The organism is Thermomonas alba, from assembly GCF_022419205.1.
Taxonomy (GTDB): Bacteria; Pseudomonadota; Gammaproteobacteria; order Xanthomonadales; family Xanthomonadaceae; genus Thermomonas; species Thermomonas alba.
Map to the genome: position 1 here is coordinate 460,008 of NZ_JAJOZU010000001.1, position 15,067 is coordinate 475,074.

15 protein-coding genes are annotated in these 15,067 nt (G+C 67.9%); all 15 read left to right on the top strand.

Going from position 1 to position 15,067, the window contains the following annotated elements; translation table 11 throughout:
* Window positions 1-7: 7 nt before the first annotated feature.
* The 15 genes from flgE (at window position 8) to rpoN (ending at window position 15,064) form a co-directional block, all read left to right on the top strand.
* On the top strand, window positions 8-1,225 hold the full coding sequence (gene flgE, locus ML342_RS02220) for a flagellar hook protein FlgE (RefSeq protein ID WP_240125276.1): 1,218 nt from the start codon (window positions 8-10) through the stop codon (window positions 1,223-1,225).
* Between the two features lie 48 nt (window positions 1,226-1,273).
* On the top strand, window positions 1,274-2,014 hold the full coding sequence (locus ML342_RS02225; protein WP_240125277.1) for a flagellar basal body rod protein FlgF: 741 nt from the start codon (window positions 1,274-1,276) through the stop codon (window positions 2,012-2,014).
* A gap of 39 nt (window positions 2,015-2,053) precedes the next feature.
* Window positions 2,054-2,839, top strand: a complete 786-nt coding sequence (flgG, locus tag ML342_RS02230) for a flagellar basal-body rod protein FlgG (protein WP_240125278.1) — start codon at window positions 2,054-2,056, stop codon at window positions 2,837-2,839.
* Between the two features lie 8 nt (window positions 2,840-2,847).
* The gene (locus tag ML342_RS02235) at window positions 2,848-3,567 is read left to right on the top strand and encodes a flagellar basal body L-ring protein FlgH (RefSeq protein WP_240125279.1); all 720 of its coding nucleotides are present in this window, start codon (window positions 2,848-2,850) and stop codon (window positions 3,565-3,567) included.
* 11 nt (window positions 3,568-3,578) lie between these two features.
* On the top strand, window positions 3,579-4,685 hold the full coding sequence (locus ML342_RS02240; RefSeq protein ID WP_439655129.1) for a flagellar basal body P-ring protein FlgI: 1,107 nt from the start codon (window positions 3,579-3,581) through the stop codon (window positions 4,683-4,685).
* 29 nt (window positions 4,686-4,714) lie between these two features.
* Window positions 4,715-5,701, top strand: coding sequence for a flagellar assembly peptidoglycan hydrolase FlgJ (flgJ, locus tag ML342_RS02245; protein WP_240125281.1), 987 nt, complete (start codon window positions 4,715-4,717; stop codon window positions 5,699-5,701).
* A 3-nt stretch (window positions 5,702-5,704) separates the two neighbouring features.
* A complete protein-coding gene (flgK, locus tag ML342_RS02250) occupies window positions 5,705-7,585 on the top strand; it encodes a flagellar hook-associated protein FlgK (protein ID WP_240125282.1) in 1,881 nt (626 codons plus the stop codon).
* A gap of 14 nt (window positions 7,586-7,599) precedes the next feature.
* Window positions 7,600-8,808: a flagellar hook-associated protein FlgL gene (gene flgL / locus ML342_RS02255; RefSeq protein ID WP_240125283.1), complete on the top strand. Its 1,209-nt coding sequence runs from the start codon at window positions 7,600-7,602 to the stop codon at window positions 8,806-8,808.
* 340 nt (window positions 8,809-9,148) lie between these two features.
* Complete coding sequence (locus ML342_RS02260) at window positions 9,149-10,297, top strand: flagellin (RefSeq protein ID WP_240125284.1); 1,149 nt, start codon at window positions 9,149-9,151, stop codon at window positions 10,295-10,297.
* 63 nt (window positions 10,298-10,360) lie between these two features.
* Window positions 10,361-10,789 carry a flagellar protein FlaG gene (locus ML342_RS02265; protein WP_240125285.1) on the top strand — a complete coding sequence of 143 codons (429 nt, stop codon included), beginning with the start codon at window positions 10,361-10,363 and terminating at the stop codon, window positions 10,787-10,789.
* A gap of 105 nt (window positions 10,790-10,894) precedes the next feature.
* Window positions 10,895-12,232 carry a flagellar filament capping protein FliD gene (fliD, locus tag ML342_RS02270; RefSeq protein WP_240125286.1) on the top strand — a complete coding sequence of 446 codons (1,338 nt, stop codon included), beginning with the start codon at window positions 10,895-10,897 and terminating at the stop codon, window positions 12,230-12,232.
* 15 nt (window positions 12,233-12,247) lie between these two features.
* Window positions 12,248-12,637, top strand: coding sequence for a flagellar export chaperone FliS (gene fliS, locus ML342_RS02275; protein ID WP_240125287.1), 390 nt, complete (start codon window positions 12,248-12,250; stop codon window positions 12,635-12,637).
* Window positions 12,634-12,939, top strand: a complete 306-nt coding sequence (locus tag ML342_RS02280) for a hypothetical protein (RefSeq protein WP_240125288.1) — start codon at window positions 12,634-12,636, stop codon at window positions 12,937-12,939. Before fliS ends, ML342_RS02280 begins: the two co-directional genes overlap by 4 nt.
* Window positions 12,936-13,508: a PilZ domain-containing protein gene (locus tag ML342_RS02285; protein WP_072756655.1), complete on the top strand. Its 573-nt coding sequence runs from the start codon at window positions 12,936-12,938 to the stop codon at window positions 13,506-13,508. The genes ML342_RS02280 and ML342_RS02285 overlap by 4 nt, the downstream gene beginning before the upstream one ends.
* Window positions 13,509-13,654: 146 nt before the next feature.
* The gene (gene rpoN / locus ML342_RS02290; protein WP_240125289.1) at window positions 13,655-15,064 is read left to right on the top strand and encodes an RNA polymerase factor sigma-54; all 1,410 of its coding nucleotides are present in this window, start codon (window positions 13,655-13,657) and stop codon (window positions 15,062-15,064) included.
* The last annotated feature ends 3 nt before the right edge of the window (window positions 15,065-15,067 follow it).

Sequence of the window (15,067 nt, forward strand, 5' to 3'; positions counted from 1 at the left end):
CACTCCCATGAGCTTTCGCATCTCCATCAGCGGCATGAACGCGGCCAGTTCCGATCTGGCGGTCACGGCCAACAACATCGCCAACGTCAACACCACCGGATTCAAGAGCTCGCGCGCCGAATTCAGCGATGTGTTCCCGGTGTCCACCTACGGGGTTTCCCAGAATGCGATCGGCGCGGGCGTGCGCCTGGCGGCGGTCGCCCAGCAGTTCAGCCAAGGCAACATCGACTTCACCGGGCGCGTGCTGGACATGGCGATCTCCGGCCAGGGCTTCTTCACACTGTCCGACAAGGGCAGCCTGGTCTACTCGCGGGCCGGCAACTTCGGTGCCGATCGCGATGGCTATATCGTCAACCCGTCCGGACAGCGGCTGCAGGTGTTTGCGCCCAATGTCTCCGGCGGCTTTGATACCGGCCGCCTCAGCGATCTGCGGATTCCCAGCGGCGATTCCCCGCCGGCGCCCACCACCAAGGTGAAGGTCGAAACCAATCTGCCCGCTGCGGCCAGCACTCCCAGCATCACGCCGTTCGATCCCAACGACCCGGCCACATACAACAACACCACGTCCCTCACGATCTACGACTCGCTGGGCGCTTCCCACACCCAGTCGATGTACTACGTCAAGACCGCCAATCCAAACGAGTGGCAGGTCTATACCTACATCGACGGCACTGCGGTCGGTCCTGCGCAGACGCTGCAGTTTTCCAATGCCGGTGTGCTGACGTCGCCTTCGCCGGCGCAGATCAGCCTGCCGCCCTACTCTCCGCCCAACGGCTCGGCGCCGCTGAACATCACCCTGGATCTGGGCAACTCCACCCAGTACGGCAGCGCGTTCAGCATCCAGACCCTGACCCAGGATGGGCACGCCACCGGCCGCATCACCGGCATCGACATCTCGCCGGAAGGCGTGGTGTCGGCGCGCTACACCAACGGCGTGGCATTGCCGCTCGGGCAGATCGCATTGACCAACTTCGCCAATCCTCAAGGGCTGCAGTCGCTCGGTGACAACGCCTGGGCGGAAACCTTCAACTCCGGACAGCCCCTGCGTGGCCAGGCGGGCACGTCGGATTTCGGCCTGATCCAGGGGGGCGGCCTGGAAGCGTCCAATGTGGATCTGACCGAGCAGCTGGTGAACATGATCACCGCGCAGCGCAACTTCCAGGCCAATGCGCAGATGATCCAGACCCAGGATCAGATCACCCAGACCGTGATCAATATCCGCTGATGAGATGGCCATTCCGGCGGGCGCCGCCGGAATGGCAGGAGGTCTGCCATGACCGATCGTGCTCTTTACATCGCCATGACCGGCGCCAGCGCGATGCTGCGCGGCCAGGCCACGGTGGCGCAAAACCTCGCCAATGTGGACACCACGGGTTTCCAGGCGACGCTGGACGCCACCGTGGCGGTGCCCGTCACCGGCCCTGGCCTGCCCTCACGGGTTGCGACCGTCGCGCAGACGCTGGGCGTCGATGCGCGCCCCGGAGCGCTCCGCAACACCGGCAATCCACTGGACATCGCGCTCAAGCCCGAGCATTGGCTGGCGGTGCAGGATGCCGGCGGCGGCGTCGCCTATACCCGCGCGGGCGACCTCACGCTCAATGCGAACGGGCTGCTGATGACCGCGCGCGGGCTGCCGGTGCTCGGCGCGGACGGGGCGCCGGTGTCGATTCCGGCCTATCAGGCGCTGGAGATCGGCCAGGACGGCACGATCTCGATCGTGCCGCAGGGACAGCCGGCTTCGACCATGGCCACTGCCGCCCGGCTCCAGATCGTCACCGCCAAACCTAGCGAGTTGGTGCGGGGCGACGATGGGCTGATGCGCCCGCGGCCGGGCACGCAGCCGACGCCATCGACCGGCGCGGCGCTGGTCAGCGGCGCGCTGGAATCCAGCAATGTCGATGTGGCTGGCGCACTGGTGTCGATGATCGCGCTATCGCGTCAGTTCGACATGCAGGTACAGCTCTTGCGCAGGGAAGACGAGAACGCGCGCGCCACCAGCGCCATCGTTCGCTGACCTGCCTTTCTGCTTCCGTTTTCTTACGAGGACACCGCCATGACCCAGGCCCTGTGGATCGCCAAGACCGGCCTCGATGCGATGCAAACCAAGATGGGGGTGATTTCCAACAACCTCGCCAACGTCAACACCACCGGCTTCAAGCGCGATCGCGCCAGCTTCGAGGATCTGCTCTACCAGACCCTGCGGCAGCCGGGCGGCGCAACATCCGAGCAGACCCAGCTGCCGACCGGACTGCAGGTCGGCACCGGCGTGCGCGTGGCGGCGACTTCCAAGCAGTTTTTGCAGGGCGGGCTGAACCAGACCGGCAACGCGCTGGACGTGGCGATCAACGGGCGCGGCTTCTTCGAGGTGCTGCTCCCGGACGGCACCTCCGCCTATACCCGTGACGGCAGCTTCCAGATCAACGCGCAGGGCGAGCTGGTGACCAGTGAAGGTTATCCCGTGCAGCCCGGGCTGCAGCTGCCGGAAGGCGCGCAGAGCATCACCATCGGCGCAGACGGGACGGTCAGCGTGCAGCTTGCCGGGCAGGCGCAGCCGGTGCAGATCGGCGCCCTGACCCTGGCCGATTTCGTCAACCCGGCTGGCCTGCAGTCGCTGGGCGAGAACCTGTATGCCGAGACCGGCGCCAGCGGCCCGGCGCAGACCGGTGGCCCCGGCACGGGTGGCCTCGGCCGACTGGTGCAAGGGTCGCTGGAAGGCTCCAACGTCAACGTGGTGGAAGAGCTGGTGAGCATGATCGAAACCCAGCGCGCCTACGAGACCAACGCCAAGGCGATCTCCACCACCGACCAGATGCTGGGCTACCTGAACAACAACGTGTGAGATGCTCCATGCGCTGCCTCCCCACTTCCGCCCGCGTTGCCATGCTCGCTGCCGTCCTGCCGCTGGCGCTGGCGGCCTGCGCCGGCATCAACCGCCTGCAGGGCGATGTGCGTCCGTTCGACGCGATCCAGCCCACGGCGGTGGCGCCATCACCGGTGGCGGCGCCAGATCCGCCGCGGCCCGGCGATGGCGGCGGCTCGATCTATGCCGCGCGCAGCGGCAAGGGCATTCGGCTGTTCGAGGACAACAAGGCCGGCGAGGTCGGCGACCTGCTCACCATCGTGCTAGTCGAAAACACCACCGCCTCCACCCAGGCCAAGACGGCAGTGAGCAAGAAGAACGCCACCAGCGTGAGCGCGCCAACCCTCGGCACCGCCGTGCTGCCCGGATTGTCCGCCTCGCTGAGCGGCGACCGCAGCTTCGGCGGCAGCGGCGACAGCGCGCAGAGCAACAAGCTGGCTGGTCAGCTCACCGTGCAGGTCGTGCAGGATCTCGGCAATGGCAATCTGCTGGTGCGCGGCGACAAGCAGCTGCGTCTGAATCAGGGCGATGAGATCGTGCAGATTCAAGGGATCGTCCGCCGCGCCGATATCGGTCCCGACAATCGGGTGACCTCCGACCGCGTGGGCGACGCCCGCATCGTCTATGGCGGACGTGGCATCCTCGCCCGCTCCAACGCGATGGGCTGGCTCGCCCGGTTCTTCAACTCGGCCCTCGCGCCGTTCTGAGGGAGGCGACCATGATGCCCCGCCTGCTGACCGCGCTGTCTGCCCTACTGTGCACGCTGTTGCTGGCGCCTGCGCCGGCTTGCGCCGAGCGTGTCAAAGATTTGGCGCAGGTCGCCGGTGTGCGCGGAAATCCGCTGATCGGCTACGGCCTGGTGGTCGGCCTGGACGGCAGCGGCGATCGCACCAGCCAGACCCCGTTTACGGTGCAAAGCCTGAAAACCATGCTGGAGCAGCTGGGCGCCACCATCCCGCCGGGCGTGAATCCGCAGCTGAAGAACGTGGCGGCCGTCGCGGTCAATGCCGAACTTCCGCCGTTCGCCAAGCCAGGCCAGGCCATCGACGTCACCGTCTCCTCGATCGGCAACGCCGGCTCGCTGCGCGGCGGCACCCTGCTCATGACCCCGCTGAAAGGCGCCGACGGCCAGGTGTATGCGATTGCCCAGGGCAACCTGATCGTCAGTGGCTTCGGGGCATCCGGACGCGACGGCTCGAAGATCTCGGTGAATGCCCCCAACGGCGGCCGCATTCCGTCGGGTGCCATCGTCGAGCGCCCGGCCCCCGCTTCTGCGACGACGGGCAATGTCACCCTCAACCTGCACGAGGCCGATTTCACCACTGCCGCGCGCATCGTCGCGGCGATCGATCGCGCGTTCGGGCCCGGGCGCGCGCGCGCGCTGGACGGCGTCACCATCGAAGTGACGCCGCCTCCCGGCGACCGCATTGCTTTTCTCGCCGCGCTGGAAGCGCTGGAGATCGACCCCGGCACCGCACCGGCCAAGGTCATCGTCAATGCGCGCTCCGGCACCGTGGTCATGGGCGGTCAGGTGACGGTGCTGCCGGCCGCGGTGGCGCATGGCTCGCTCACGGTCACGATTAGCGAATCCACCCAGGTCAGCCAGCCCGGCCCGTTCGGTCAGGGTCAGACCGTGGCCGTGCCGCAGTCCACGATCAGCGCCAGCGCCGAGGCCAATCACATGGTGCTGTTCAAGGGCGGCGCCTCGCTGGAAGAAATCGTGCGCGCGGTGAATGCGGTCGGTGCGGCCCCGGGCGACATCGTGGCCATTCTGGAGGCCCTCAAGCAGGCCGGCGCGCTGCGCGCCGAACTGGAAGTGATCTGATATGGCACGCCGATTGCTAGGTGACTGACATGCGCCTGCCTGCCGCCACTCCCATCCCGCTCCAGCGCTCCCAGGCGCCGGAGCGCGCGCGCGTGGAGGACGCGGCCCGCGGGCTGGAAAGCCAGTTCGCGCAGATGCTGATCAAGAGCCTGCGCAGCACCACCCCGGGCGATCCGTTGGGTGGCGACACCACCTACCGCGAGCTGTACGACCAGGCGCTGGCACAGGAGTTGACCAAGGGCCGCGGGTTGGGGCTGCAGCCGATGATCGTGCGCCAGCTGACCCACGCGCAGGCGGGATCGGCTCCGGCTGCGCCCACCGCCCCTCTGCCGCTCGCGCCTTCGGCGCGTCCATTGCCGCTGACGCCGGCGGACACGCCGTCCGGGCTACCGCTGCCGGCGGGGCTGCGCGGTGAATCCCTCGCGCTGACCCCTGCCAGCGCAGGCACCTCGCTACCGGCGATGGCGCTGCCGGCGCGTCCGCCGCAGCTGTCTGCCGCCAACGCCACCTGCGACGAGAACGCGCCACTCGATTGCAGCAGCCCCGATGCCTTCGTCCGCTCGATCTGGCCGCATGCCAAGAAAGCCGCAGCGCAACTCGGCGTATCGCCCAAGGCGCTGGTGGCGCAGGCAGCGCTGGAAACCTCCTGGGGCCGCCGGCTGGCGGGCAAGGATGGCAAGGCGACATCGCACAATCTGTTCGGCATCAAGGCCGGTGGCGGCTGGCGTGGGGAACAGGTCGAAGCCTCCACCTACGAGTACGTGGACGGCAGCCGCATCCGCACCCAGGCGCGCTTCCGCAGCTACCGCAGTCCGGCCGACAGCTTCGCCGACTATGCCCGCCTGCTGCAAAGCCCGCGCTATGCGGCCGCGCGCGGCAGCGGCGGTGACATTCGCCAGTTCGCCAGCGCTTTGCAGCGTGCCGGCTACGCCACCGACCCTGCATATGCGGCGAAGATCGTCGCGATTGCCGATGGCCCAACGCTACGCCGCGCCCTCGACGGGCTGGAGGGATGAGCCATGACATCCGGCATCCTCGGCACCGGCACTTCGGCCTTACTCGCCTACCAGCGCGCGCTGGCCACCGTCAGCCACAACGTGGCCAACGCCGCCACCCCCGGCTACAGCCGTCAGCGGGTGGAGCTGCAGGCGCGCCCTGGCGACAACGTCGCCATCAGCATCGGGCGCGGCGTGGACGTCAAGGACATCCGGCGTCTGGCAGACAGCCTGGTGTTCTCGCGCCAGAACGACAGCGCCGGTGAGTTGGGGCGCCTGGATGTGCTCGCGCAGAAGAATGCGCGGATCGACAGCCTGATGTCCGATTCCGCGACCGCCCTTGGCGGCCCGTGGTCGAGCTTCTTCAACGCGGCCAAGGCGGTCATGGCCGACCCCACCTCGAACCCGGCGCGCAGCCAGATGCTGGCCGCCGGCGAGCAGCTGGCCGCGCGCTTCCGCCTGCTCGACGGCCAGCTGGCGTCGCTGGATGACGATGTCGATCGCGGACTCACCAGCCGGATAGCGGATGTCAACCGTCTGGCCAGCGAGATCGCGGATCTCAATCGCAACATCATCGGCGCCCGTGAGAGCGCCTCGTCCGATCTGCTCGATGCCCGCGAACAGCGGGTTCATGAGCTGGCCAGGCTGGTCGGCGCGAGCACCGTGATTCAGGACGACGGCGCGATGAACGTCTATACCCCCGGCGGGCAGCCGCTGGTGTTGGGTGTGCGCGCTTCGAGCCTGGCAACCAGCCCCGATCCCTACCGTCCGGACCGGCTGCAACTGACCCTGCAAACCCCCACTGGAACCCAGCGCCTGCCCGAAAGCACCGTCAGCGGCGAAGTGGGCGGGCTGCTGGAATACCGCAGCCGCAATCTCGATCCGATGCGGGCGGAGCTTGGCCGTATCGCCACCGCGTTTGCGCAGCAGGCCAATGCCATCCAGACCGCCGGCATCGACTACAACGGCAACATCGGCACTGCCCTGTTCGCGCTCGCGCCGCCTCTGGTCGCGGCGAATCCGGCCAACACCGGCAGCGCCAGCCTGAGCGTGAGCGTGGATGACCTCAGCGCGCTGACCGGCCAGGATCTGACGCTGCGCTTCGACGGCAGCAACTGGAGCGCGCAGCGCGCCGACACGGGCCAGGCCGTGACGATGACGGGAAGCGGAACGCTCGCCAACCCGTTCAAGGTCGGCGGGCTGGCCATCGTGGTCGGTCCCGGTGCCGCGGCAGGCGACACCTTCCTCGTCAGCCCGACCGCCAACGCGGCGGGCAGTCTGCGGCTTGCGATCAGCGACCCCAATGCCATCGCCGCGGCCGCCCCGATCCTGGGGGCCGCGGATCCCGGCAATCTTGGCAGCGCCAGAGTGTCCGGCTCGGCCATTACCGATCCGGTTCAGTTCGCCAGCTTCACTTCCGCCACGCTCGATTTCATCGACGCCACCCACTACACCATCGATGGCAACGGCCCCTATACCTACACGCCCGGCAGCCCGATCGCCGGCAACGGCTGGAGCCTGACCCTGACCGGAACACCGACCGCCGGCGACTCCTTCACCCTGAGCCGCACCGGGCCGCATTCCGCAGACAACGCCAATGCCCGGCAGCTGGCAAGCCTCGATCAGCGCAAGCTGCTCGATGGCGGCACGGTCGATCTTGGCAGCGGAATCGCGCGCATGGTGGGCCAGGCGGGCAGCGCCGCGCGGTATGCCGACCTCTCCCGGGAGGCACAGCAGGCCATCGACGATCAGCTTGCCAATGACCGTGAGTCGCTCAGCGGCGTCAACCTGGACGAGGAAGCGGCCGACATGCTGCGCTATCAGCAGGCCTATCAGGCGGCTTCGCAGATCATCGCCACTGCCGACACCATGTTCCAGACGCTGCTGTCGGTGACGCGTCGCTGAGCGGAGGGCCAGGCATGAGCACGCGCATCTCCACCGCCCAGATCCACTACCAAAGCTTGTCGGCGCTGCAGTTCCGGCAGGCGGAAATCCAGAAATACCAGCAGCAGATCGCCACCGGGGTTCGCCTGAGCCGCGCCGCCGACGATCCGTCCGGCATGACCCAGGCCAAGCAACTCGAACAGGCGCTGGCGCGGCTGGATCAGTACCAGCGCAACAACGCGCAGCTCAGCGACCGCCTGCAGCAGCAGGAAGGCGCGCTCGGGGATGCCGGCGATGTGCTGCAACGCGCCCGGGAGTTGGCCATCCAAGCCAATAGCGGTGCCTTGAGCGACAGCGACCGCCATACCATCGCGCTCGAACTGCGCAGCCTGCGCGAGCATCTGCTGCAAATCGCAAACCGTGAGGATGGCCACGGCCGCCGCCTGTTTGCCGGGACCCAGGATGGCGTGCAGCCTTTCGTGGATGCGGGCGGCAGCGTCAGCTACGTCGGCAACGACGGGCAGAACTATGTGGACGTGGCCGATGACAGCACCGTGGCGGATACCGACCCGGGGAGCCGCGTGTTCATGCGCATTCCCACCGGCGACGGAATCAGCCGGACCCGCGCCAGCGCCGCCAACGCCGGTACCGGGCGCATCGAGTCCGCGCAGGTGACCGATCCCATCACCTGGAATGGCGCCACCCTGCAACTGCGCTTCACCAGCCCGACCAGCTACGAGGTGGTGGATGGCAACGGCAACCCGCTGACACCGCCGGTGTCTGGCGCCTGGACCTCGGGCCAGGCGGTGAATGCCCAGGGCGCCACCTTCGTGATCAGCGGAAGCCCCGCCACTGGGGATACCTTCGTGCTGGAGAAATCTCCCAGCCAGGACGTCTTCACCACCTTGAAGACCCTCGCCGATGCGCTCGATGCGCCGGTCGCGAGCGACCCCGACCGCGCACGTCTTGCGAACGCCATGCGCGCAGGGCTCGAAGACATCGTCAATGCCCACAATCATCTGCAGGATATCCGCGCCAGGACCGGCGTGCAGCTGGCTGGGCTTGCGGATGTCGCGGATGTCTCCAGCGCCAGCAACGTCACCTTGAACGAGATGCTCTCCAAGGTGCGCGACACCGACCTGGCCGATGCCATCAGCCGCCTGCAATACAACATGACCGCGCTGGAAGCGGCCCAGCGGATGATGGCCAGGCTGCAAGGCAGCTCGCTGTTCGACAAGCTTTGATGCGTTCATCGGCGCAGCGTTGAACGCTCTGCGGCATCACCGGCCTTTCGCGCATGCGGCCACCTGTCCGCATCGGATGGCCAGCGGTTCTTGCAGCCCAGCCTTTGGCGGAAGCCGCCTCGTGCAGTCCCGAGAAAACTTTAGGGCATGCACAACTTTTATTCGAAATCTGCGATTCATTCTGCAATTTCGAAAATTTACCTAAAGCCTGCCGCCGCCGGCCCGTTAACGGGGTCAGCAGTGGACCCAAGCCTTCTTCCTCGGCAAGCCCTCTGCGGAACCCCAACCGGCTACGCCCTGACCCACGTCGGCATTGCCTACTTTCAGGAGAGAGACTCCCATGACCACCATGATCAACACCAACGTGATGTCGCTGAATGCGCAGCGCAATCTGGCGACCAACTCCGCCAGCCTGTCCACCACCATTCAGCGTCTGTCTTCGGGCCTGCGCATCAACAGCGCCAAGGACGACGCGGCGGGCCTGGCCATTTCCGAGCGTTTCACCTCGCAGATCCGAGGCCTCAACCAGGCCGCACGCAATGCCAACGACGGCATCTCGCTGGCGCAGACCGCGGAAGGCGCCATGTCCGAGATCGGCAACAACCTGCAGCGCATCCGCGAACTGGCGGTGCAGGCGTCCAACGGCACCAACTCGCAGTCCGACCGCGACGCGCTGCAGAAGGAAGTCGTGCAGCTGCAGGACGAAATCCAGCGTGTAGCCACCCAGACCAGCTTCAACGGCACCAAGCTGCTGGATGGCTCTTTCGCAGGTGTCGCCTTCCAGGTGGGCGCCAATGCCGGCGAGACGATCACCATCGGCAGTATCGTCAATGCGCAGACCAGCGCGCTTGGCGGCACGGTCACACGCTATTCGGGCAGCGTGGCCGTTTCTTCGCTGACCGGTTTCGCCACCGCGATCGCGGCAGGCGGCGTCACCATCAACGGCACCGATATCGGCGCGATCGCCGCCGCAGGCAGCGCCCAGGAGCGCGCCGGCCAGCTGGCCGAGGCCATCAACCGCGTCTCCGCTCAGACGGGGGTTGGTGCCTACTACGACTCGGCTTCCGGTCAGCTCACGCTCAGCTCCAGCGCGGCCATCACCGTTGGCGGCACCACCAACGATGCCACCGTCGCCGGCTTTGCCAATGGCGCCGTGGGCACGTCCTCCAGCGTCACCGGCATCGGTAACGTCAACGTCAGTTCGTTCGCGGGCGCGCAGATGGCCATCGATGTGGCGGATGCGGCGCTGAAGGTCATCAACGCCGGCCGCGCGGATCTGGGTGCGATCCAGAACCGCTTCGCTTCGGTGGTGACCAACCTCAACACGGCAGCCGAGAACCTCAGTGCCTCGCGCAGCCGCATCCGCGACACCGATTTCGCCAAGGAAACGGCCGAGCTGACCCGCACCCAGATCCTCACCCAGGCGGGTACGGCCATGCTGGCCCAGGCCAACCAGGTGCCGCAGAACGTGCTCAGTCTGCTGCGCTGATCCCGTAGTCCCCGGCGGGGAGCCCGGATGGCTCCCCGCACGGCTCTTTCCGGATGAGCCGTCATGTCGATCGTTGTGTTCTCTCCCGCACCGCCAGGCACGATTCCGATGTCCGGCGCAAGCATCTCCCCGCCCTCCCCTGGCGGGGCGTCGCCGTTTGCTGCCGCCACGCCGCCAGCCGTCGTCTCCGCAAGCGCGTCGGCGCCTGCCGCGCAGGCCGCGCAGGCCGCCCCGCTGCCGCCGGACGCCGCCCCCGGCGCCGCTGCCGAACGCGACCGTCAAGCCCTGCAGAAAGCCCTGGACGAGGCGCTCTCTCGCGCCAACGCGCGCACCTCGCTGCGCTTCCGGGTGGAAGAGGACATCGGTGAAGTCGTGGTGTCGGTGGTGGATGAAGACGGCAAGACACTGATGCAGATCCCGGACGACGTGGCGCTGGCGCTCGCCCGCCGCCTGGCTGAGACGGGCAGCGGCCTGCTGGATCACAAGGCTTGACCCATTCAGCCAGGGGCGCGGCCCGCAGGCTAAAGTCGCACCCAGCGGCGCCGATATCCAAAAAGCGGAACGCCGCCGCGCCCCGCAAGTTGTAAGGAGTATTCCATGGCCACCATCACCAGCGCAGGTATCGGCTCCGGGCTCGATGTCGTCGGCCTGGTAAGCCAGCTCGTGGCGGCCGAGCGTGCGCCTGCCGACAAGCGGCTGACGACGGCTGAGACCAGCGTCAAGGCGCAGCTGTCCGCATTCGGTCAGCTCAAGTCGGCGCTGTCGGGGCTGGAGTCGGCCCTGTCCAAGCTGACCGGCAACGGCGCCCTGCCCGGCCGCAAGGCTACCCCGCAGGACGGCGCCGGGTTTACCGCGAGCGCCAGCAGCAGCGCCGTGCTCGGCACGTATTCGATTTCCGTGGAGCAGCTGGCCAGCGCGCACAAGCTGCGCTCGGCATTCGCCGCCAGCAACACCCAGATCGGCTATGGCACGTTGACGTTCCAGGTCGGCAGCGGCACGCCGTTCGATGTCACCATCGACTCCGGCAAGGGCACGTTGGCCGACATCCGCGATGCCATCAACAGCCAGGCGGGCGGCAAAGTCTTGGCCACATTGGTGCGCGGCGACAGCGGCGATGCGCTGGTGCTGACCTCCGGCACACAGGGAAGCGCTGGCGCCTTGACCATCAGCGCCAGCGGCGGCAATGGCGGTCTGGCCGTGCTCGCCACCAGCGGTGGCACCCTGACCCAAGTCGCGGCGGCGCAGGATGCGCAGGTCGTCGTGGATGGCGTCACCCGCACCAGCAGCAGCAATACGCTCACCGATCTGATCGACGGCGTCAGCCTGACCCTCACCAAGGCCAATCCCGGCCAGCCTTACAGCCTCAAGGTCGAAAGCGACGCCAGCACGCTCAAAGCCAGCGTGCTCGGTTTCGTCAGCGCCTATAACGCGGCGCTCTCGACGATTCGCACCCAAAGCGCCGCCGGTGGCGATGGCAAGACCGCCGGCCCCTTGAGCGGGGATGCCACCGCGCGCAGCATGATGCAGTCGCTGCGCAGCGCGGTCGGCAACCACTACGCCGAGCTCAACGCGATCGGGCTTTCGACCGCAGTGGACGGCTCGCTGAGCCTGGATGGCAGCAAGTTCGACGCCGCCATCAGCGGCAATCCGCAGGCGGTCAAGAACCTGCTCGGAGATGACGCCGCCTTCGGCAAGGCCATGCGCGACATCCTGCACAACTTCAACGGCGCGCAGGGGCTGCTGGATGTCCGGAATCAGGACCTGAACAAGCGCCTGAAATCGATCAGTGATCAGCGCGCCACCCTGGACGACCGCATGGCCCGGCTCGAAGCCAGCTATCGGCAGCAGTTCGCCGCGTTGGATGCGCTGATGGCGCAGATGCAGGGCACCTCCACCTATATCGCCAATCAGCTTGGCGCCGCCAACAAAGCCTGAAGATCACCAATCACCATGAACGCACGCGCTTCCGCCCAACAGTACCGTCAGACCGCCGTGCAGAGCGCGGTGCTGGAGGCCAGCCCGCACCGCCTGGTGGCCTTGCTGCTGGCCGGCCTGCGCGAGCGCCTGCAGCTGGCGCTCGCCTGCCTCGAGAAAGGCGATCTTGCGCGCAAAGGGCAGGCCATCGGTGAGGCCTGCCGGATCATCGCCGAGCTCGACGGTTCACTCGACCATGCGGCCGGAGGCGAGGTCGCCGCGGGGCTGGCGGCGCTCTACGACTATGCCCAGCGGCGTCTGCTGGACGCCAATCTGCACAACGATCCCACCCCGCTTCAGGAAGTGGATGGCCTGATCGCCGAGATCGAAAGCGCCTGGCGCGCGATCGAGCCTGCAGCCGCATGACCGATTACGCGCCAGATGCGGTTCCTGTCCTGCCCGCGGAGGCCATCCGCGTCGCGCTCGGACAGGCCGATCTGGATATGGCCGCTGCCCTGCTGGAAGCGCACGACCGCGCAGTGCGCCAGGCCCTGACTGCGGACGCCCTGCTGGATCCGCGCCAGGCCCAGCGCTGGGCCTGCCTGCTGCAGGAACAGCAGGCCTTTCTGGAAGAGCTCGCCCGCCTGCGCGATCACGTCGGCGAACAGCTGCGCCAGTTGCAGCGCCATCAGCGCGGGGCGCGGGCGTATCTCGGGTCGGGCGCATGAGCGCGCCGGAAGCGGCCGACGACCTGCTGTTCGGGCAGACGCTGGCGTGCCAGGAGCGGGTGCGTGCCGGGTTCAGCCCGCAGCGGCTGCAGGCGCATCAGATTCAAAGCTTGTGCCTGCGCGCGGAGACTGCGCTGGGAGCGATCGCGGTGATCGAGGACAGCCGCTCCGAGGACGAGGAGGCCACGCAGGGCCCCGCGCTGCGCCGGATCGAAGCGAAGCTGGACCTGCTGCTGACCTTGATCGGCAACCTCGGGCGCATGGCGAGCGAGCTCGACGAGGTCGCGCTGCAATGGTCGGCGCTCGGGGTGCGCCTGCCGTACGCACCGCACCAGGACAGCCATATTGGCCTGGAAGACAGCGGCGTTTTCCGGATCCAGGCCGCCCCCTGGCTGCCGGAGCCGTTGGCACTGCCGGCCCGGGTGATCGCCTACGCGCCCTCCGCCGATGCGGCAGGCCAGCTGTGGCTACGGTTCGAGCCGCTGACTCCGGGGGTCTGCGCCGCGCTGGAGCGCCACTTGTTCCGGCGTCATCGCCGCGCCGTCGCCGAGCGCCGCCGCAGCGTCTGAACGTGCGCGTCCCTGCCCGATGCCCGCACGCGCAATGTCACGGCGGTGAGGCGTCGGAAACTCGACATTTCCGGTTTTTTTTCCGATAGTGAACGCACGCTGGCTTCTCGTGGAGGCCGGCCGACTCGAACGTTCGGGGGCAGTGGATGAAGGCAAGCTTGCAGGCGAAGTTGGGGCAGCAGATGGCGCTGACCCCGCAGCTGCTGCAGTCCATCCGGCTGCTGCAGGTGACGTCGCTGCAACTGGAGCAGGAACTGCAGCAACTGCTCGAACGCAATCCGCTGCTCGAGCGGCTGGAGCCCGAGGAGCCTTCGCTGCCCGACGTGGGGGAAGCCGAACGCGCCCGTCTGGAAGCGGCCGCCTGGGATGAACTGCCAGAGCCGATGTTCCTGTCCGGCGGGGGCTATACCGGGGATCCCGACGAGGATCCGACCGCTCGCATTCCCGCCGGGCAGTCCAGCGATCCGCGCCAACGTCTGCTGGCGCAAATGGCGGTGCGCAGCACGCCGCGCGAACTGGCCCTGGCCGCGTACTGGCTGGATTGCTGCGACGACCGTGGCTACCTGGAAGGCGCGCCTGAGGCGCTGGCGGCGCAGGGAGTCGCCGCCCTGCGCCAGGAGCTGCCGGACGTCACCGCGGCCGAACTGCTCGCCGCCCGCCAGCGGCTGCTGGACGGCGAGTGGCCAGGCATGGCGGCAGCCGATCCGCGCGAATGCCTGCTGGCCCAGCTGCGCGCCCTGCCCTCGGAACCGACCCGCGCTCTGGCCATGCAGATCGTGGCGTCGCACCTGGAGCGGCTGGCTCGGCATGACCTGCCCGGGCTGGCCGCCGCGCTGGGCGTCGCGCCGGAGGCGGTGGCGGCGGCGGTGTCGCTGGTGCTGTCATTGCAGCCGCATCCGGTGGAGCAGCCCCCCGAGCCCGAACCGGCCTATGTCGTCCCCGACGTGATCGCCTGGCGCGCCAACGGCGGCTGGCAGGTGCGTTTGAACGAGCGCAGCCAGCCCCGGCTGCGCCTGTGCGCCTATGCCGAGCAGGCCGCCAGCGGACACGAAGGCATGCGCGCGCTGCTGGAGGAGGCGCGCTGGATGCTGCGCAGCCTGGGCATGCGCAACGAGACCCTGCTCAAAACCGCACGCATCCTGGTCGCGCGCCAGCAGGACTTCCTCGAGCATGGCGAGGAACACATCGCCCCGTTGACCCTGAAGGATGTCGCCGAAGAGATCGGGATGCACGAATCCACGGTTTCGCGCATCACCACCGGCAAATACATCCAGACACCGCGCGGCACCTTCGAACTCAAGCAGTTCTTCGCGGTGCGGCTGGAGGGCGCCGACGTGTCCGGCGCGGCGATCAAGGCGATGGTGCGCCGCCTGATCGAAACCGAACCCCCGCATGCCCCGCTCGCAGATGATGCGATCGCGGCGCTACTGGCGCGTCAGGGGATCCGCGTGGCGCGGCGCACAGTGGCAAAGTATCGCGAACAGTTGGCCATCGCGCCCGCACGCGAGCGCAAACGCGCGCGCAGCGGCGACTCGCAAATGGCCCATACAGGATGACCG

Coding starts and splice junctions, on each gene's coding strand:
- flgE (WP_240125276.1), top strand. CDS start 8: ATGAGCTTTCGCATCTCCATCAGCGGCATGAACGCGGCCAGTTCCGAT.
- ML342_RS02225 (WP_240125277.1), top strand. CDS start 1,274: ATGACCGATCGTGCTCTTTACATCGCCATGACCGGCGCCAGCGCGATG.
- flgG (WP_240125278.1), top strand. CDS start 2,054: ATGACCCAGGCCCTGTGGATCGCCAAGACCGGCCTCGATGCGATGCAA.
- ML342_RS02235 (WP_240125279.1), top strand. CDS start 2,848: ATGCGCTGCCTCCCCACTTCCGCCCGCGTTGCCATGCTCGCTGCCGTC.
- ML342_RS02240 (WP_439655129.1), top strand. CDS start 3,579: ATGATGCCCCGCCTGCTGACCGCGCTGTCTGCCCTACTGTGCACGCTG.
- flgJ (WP_240125281.1), top strand. CDS start 4,715: ATGCGCCTGCCTGCCGCCACTCCCATCCCGCTCCAGCGCTCCCAGGCG.
- flgK (WP_240125282.1), top strand. CDS start 5,705: ATGACATCCGGCATCCTCGGCACCGGCACTTCGGCCTTACTCGCCTAC.
- flgL (WP_240125283.1), top strand. CDS start 7,600: ATGAGCACGCGCATCTCCACCGCCCAGATCCACTACCAAAGCTTGTCG.
- ML342_RS02260 (WP_240125284.1), top strand. CDS start 9,149: ATGACCACCATGATCAACACCAACGTGATGTCGCTGAATGCGCAGCGC.
- ML342_RS02265 (WP_240125285.1), top strand. CDS start 10,361: ATGTCGATCGTTGTGTTCTCTCCCGCACCGCCAGGCACGATTCCGATG.
- fliD (WP_240125286.1), top strand. CDS start 10,895: ATGGCCACCATCACCAGCGCAGGTATCGGCTCCGGGCTCGATGTCGTC.
- fliS (WP_240125287.1), top strand. CDS start 12,248: ATGAACGCACGCGCTTCCGCCCAACAGTACCGTCAGACCGCCGTGCAG.
- ML342_RS02280 (WP_240125288.1), top strand. CDS start 12,634: ATGACCGATTACGCGCCAGATGCGGTTCCTGTCCTGCCCGCGGAGGCC.
- ML342_RS02285 (WP_072756655.1), top strand. CDS start 12,936: ATGAGCGCGCCGGAAGCGGCCGACGACCTGCTGTTCGGGCAGACGCTG.
- rpoN (WP_240125289.1), top strand. CDS start 13,655: ATGAAGGCAAGCTTGCAGGCGAAGTTGGGGCAGCAGATGGCGCTGACC.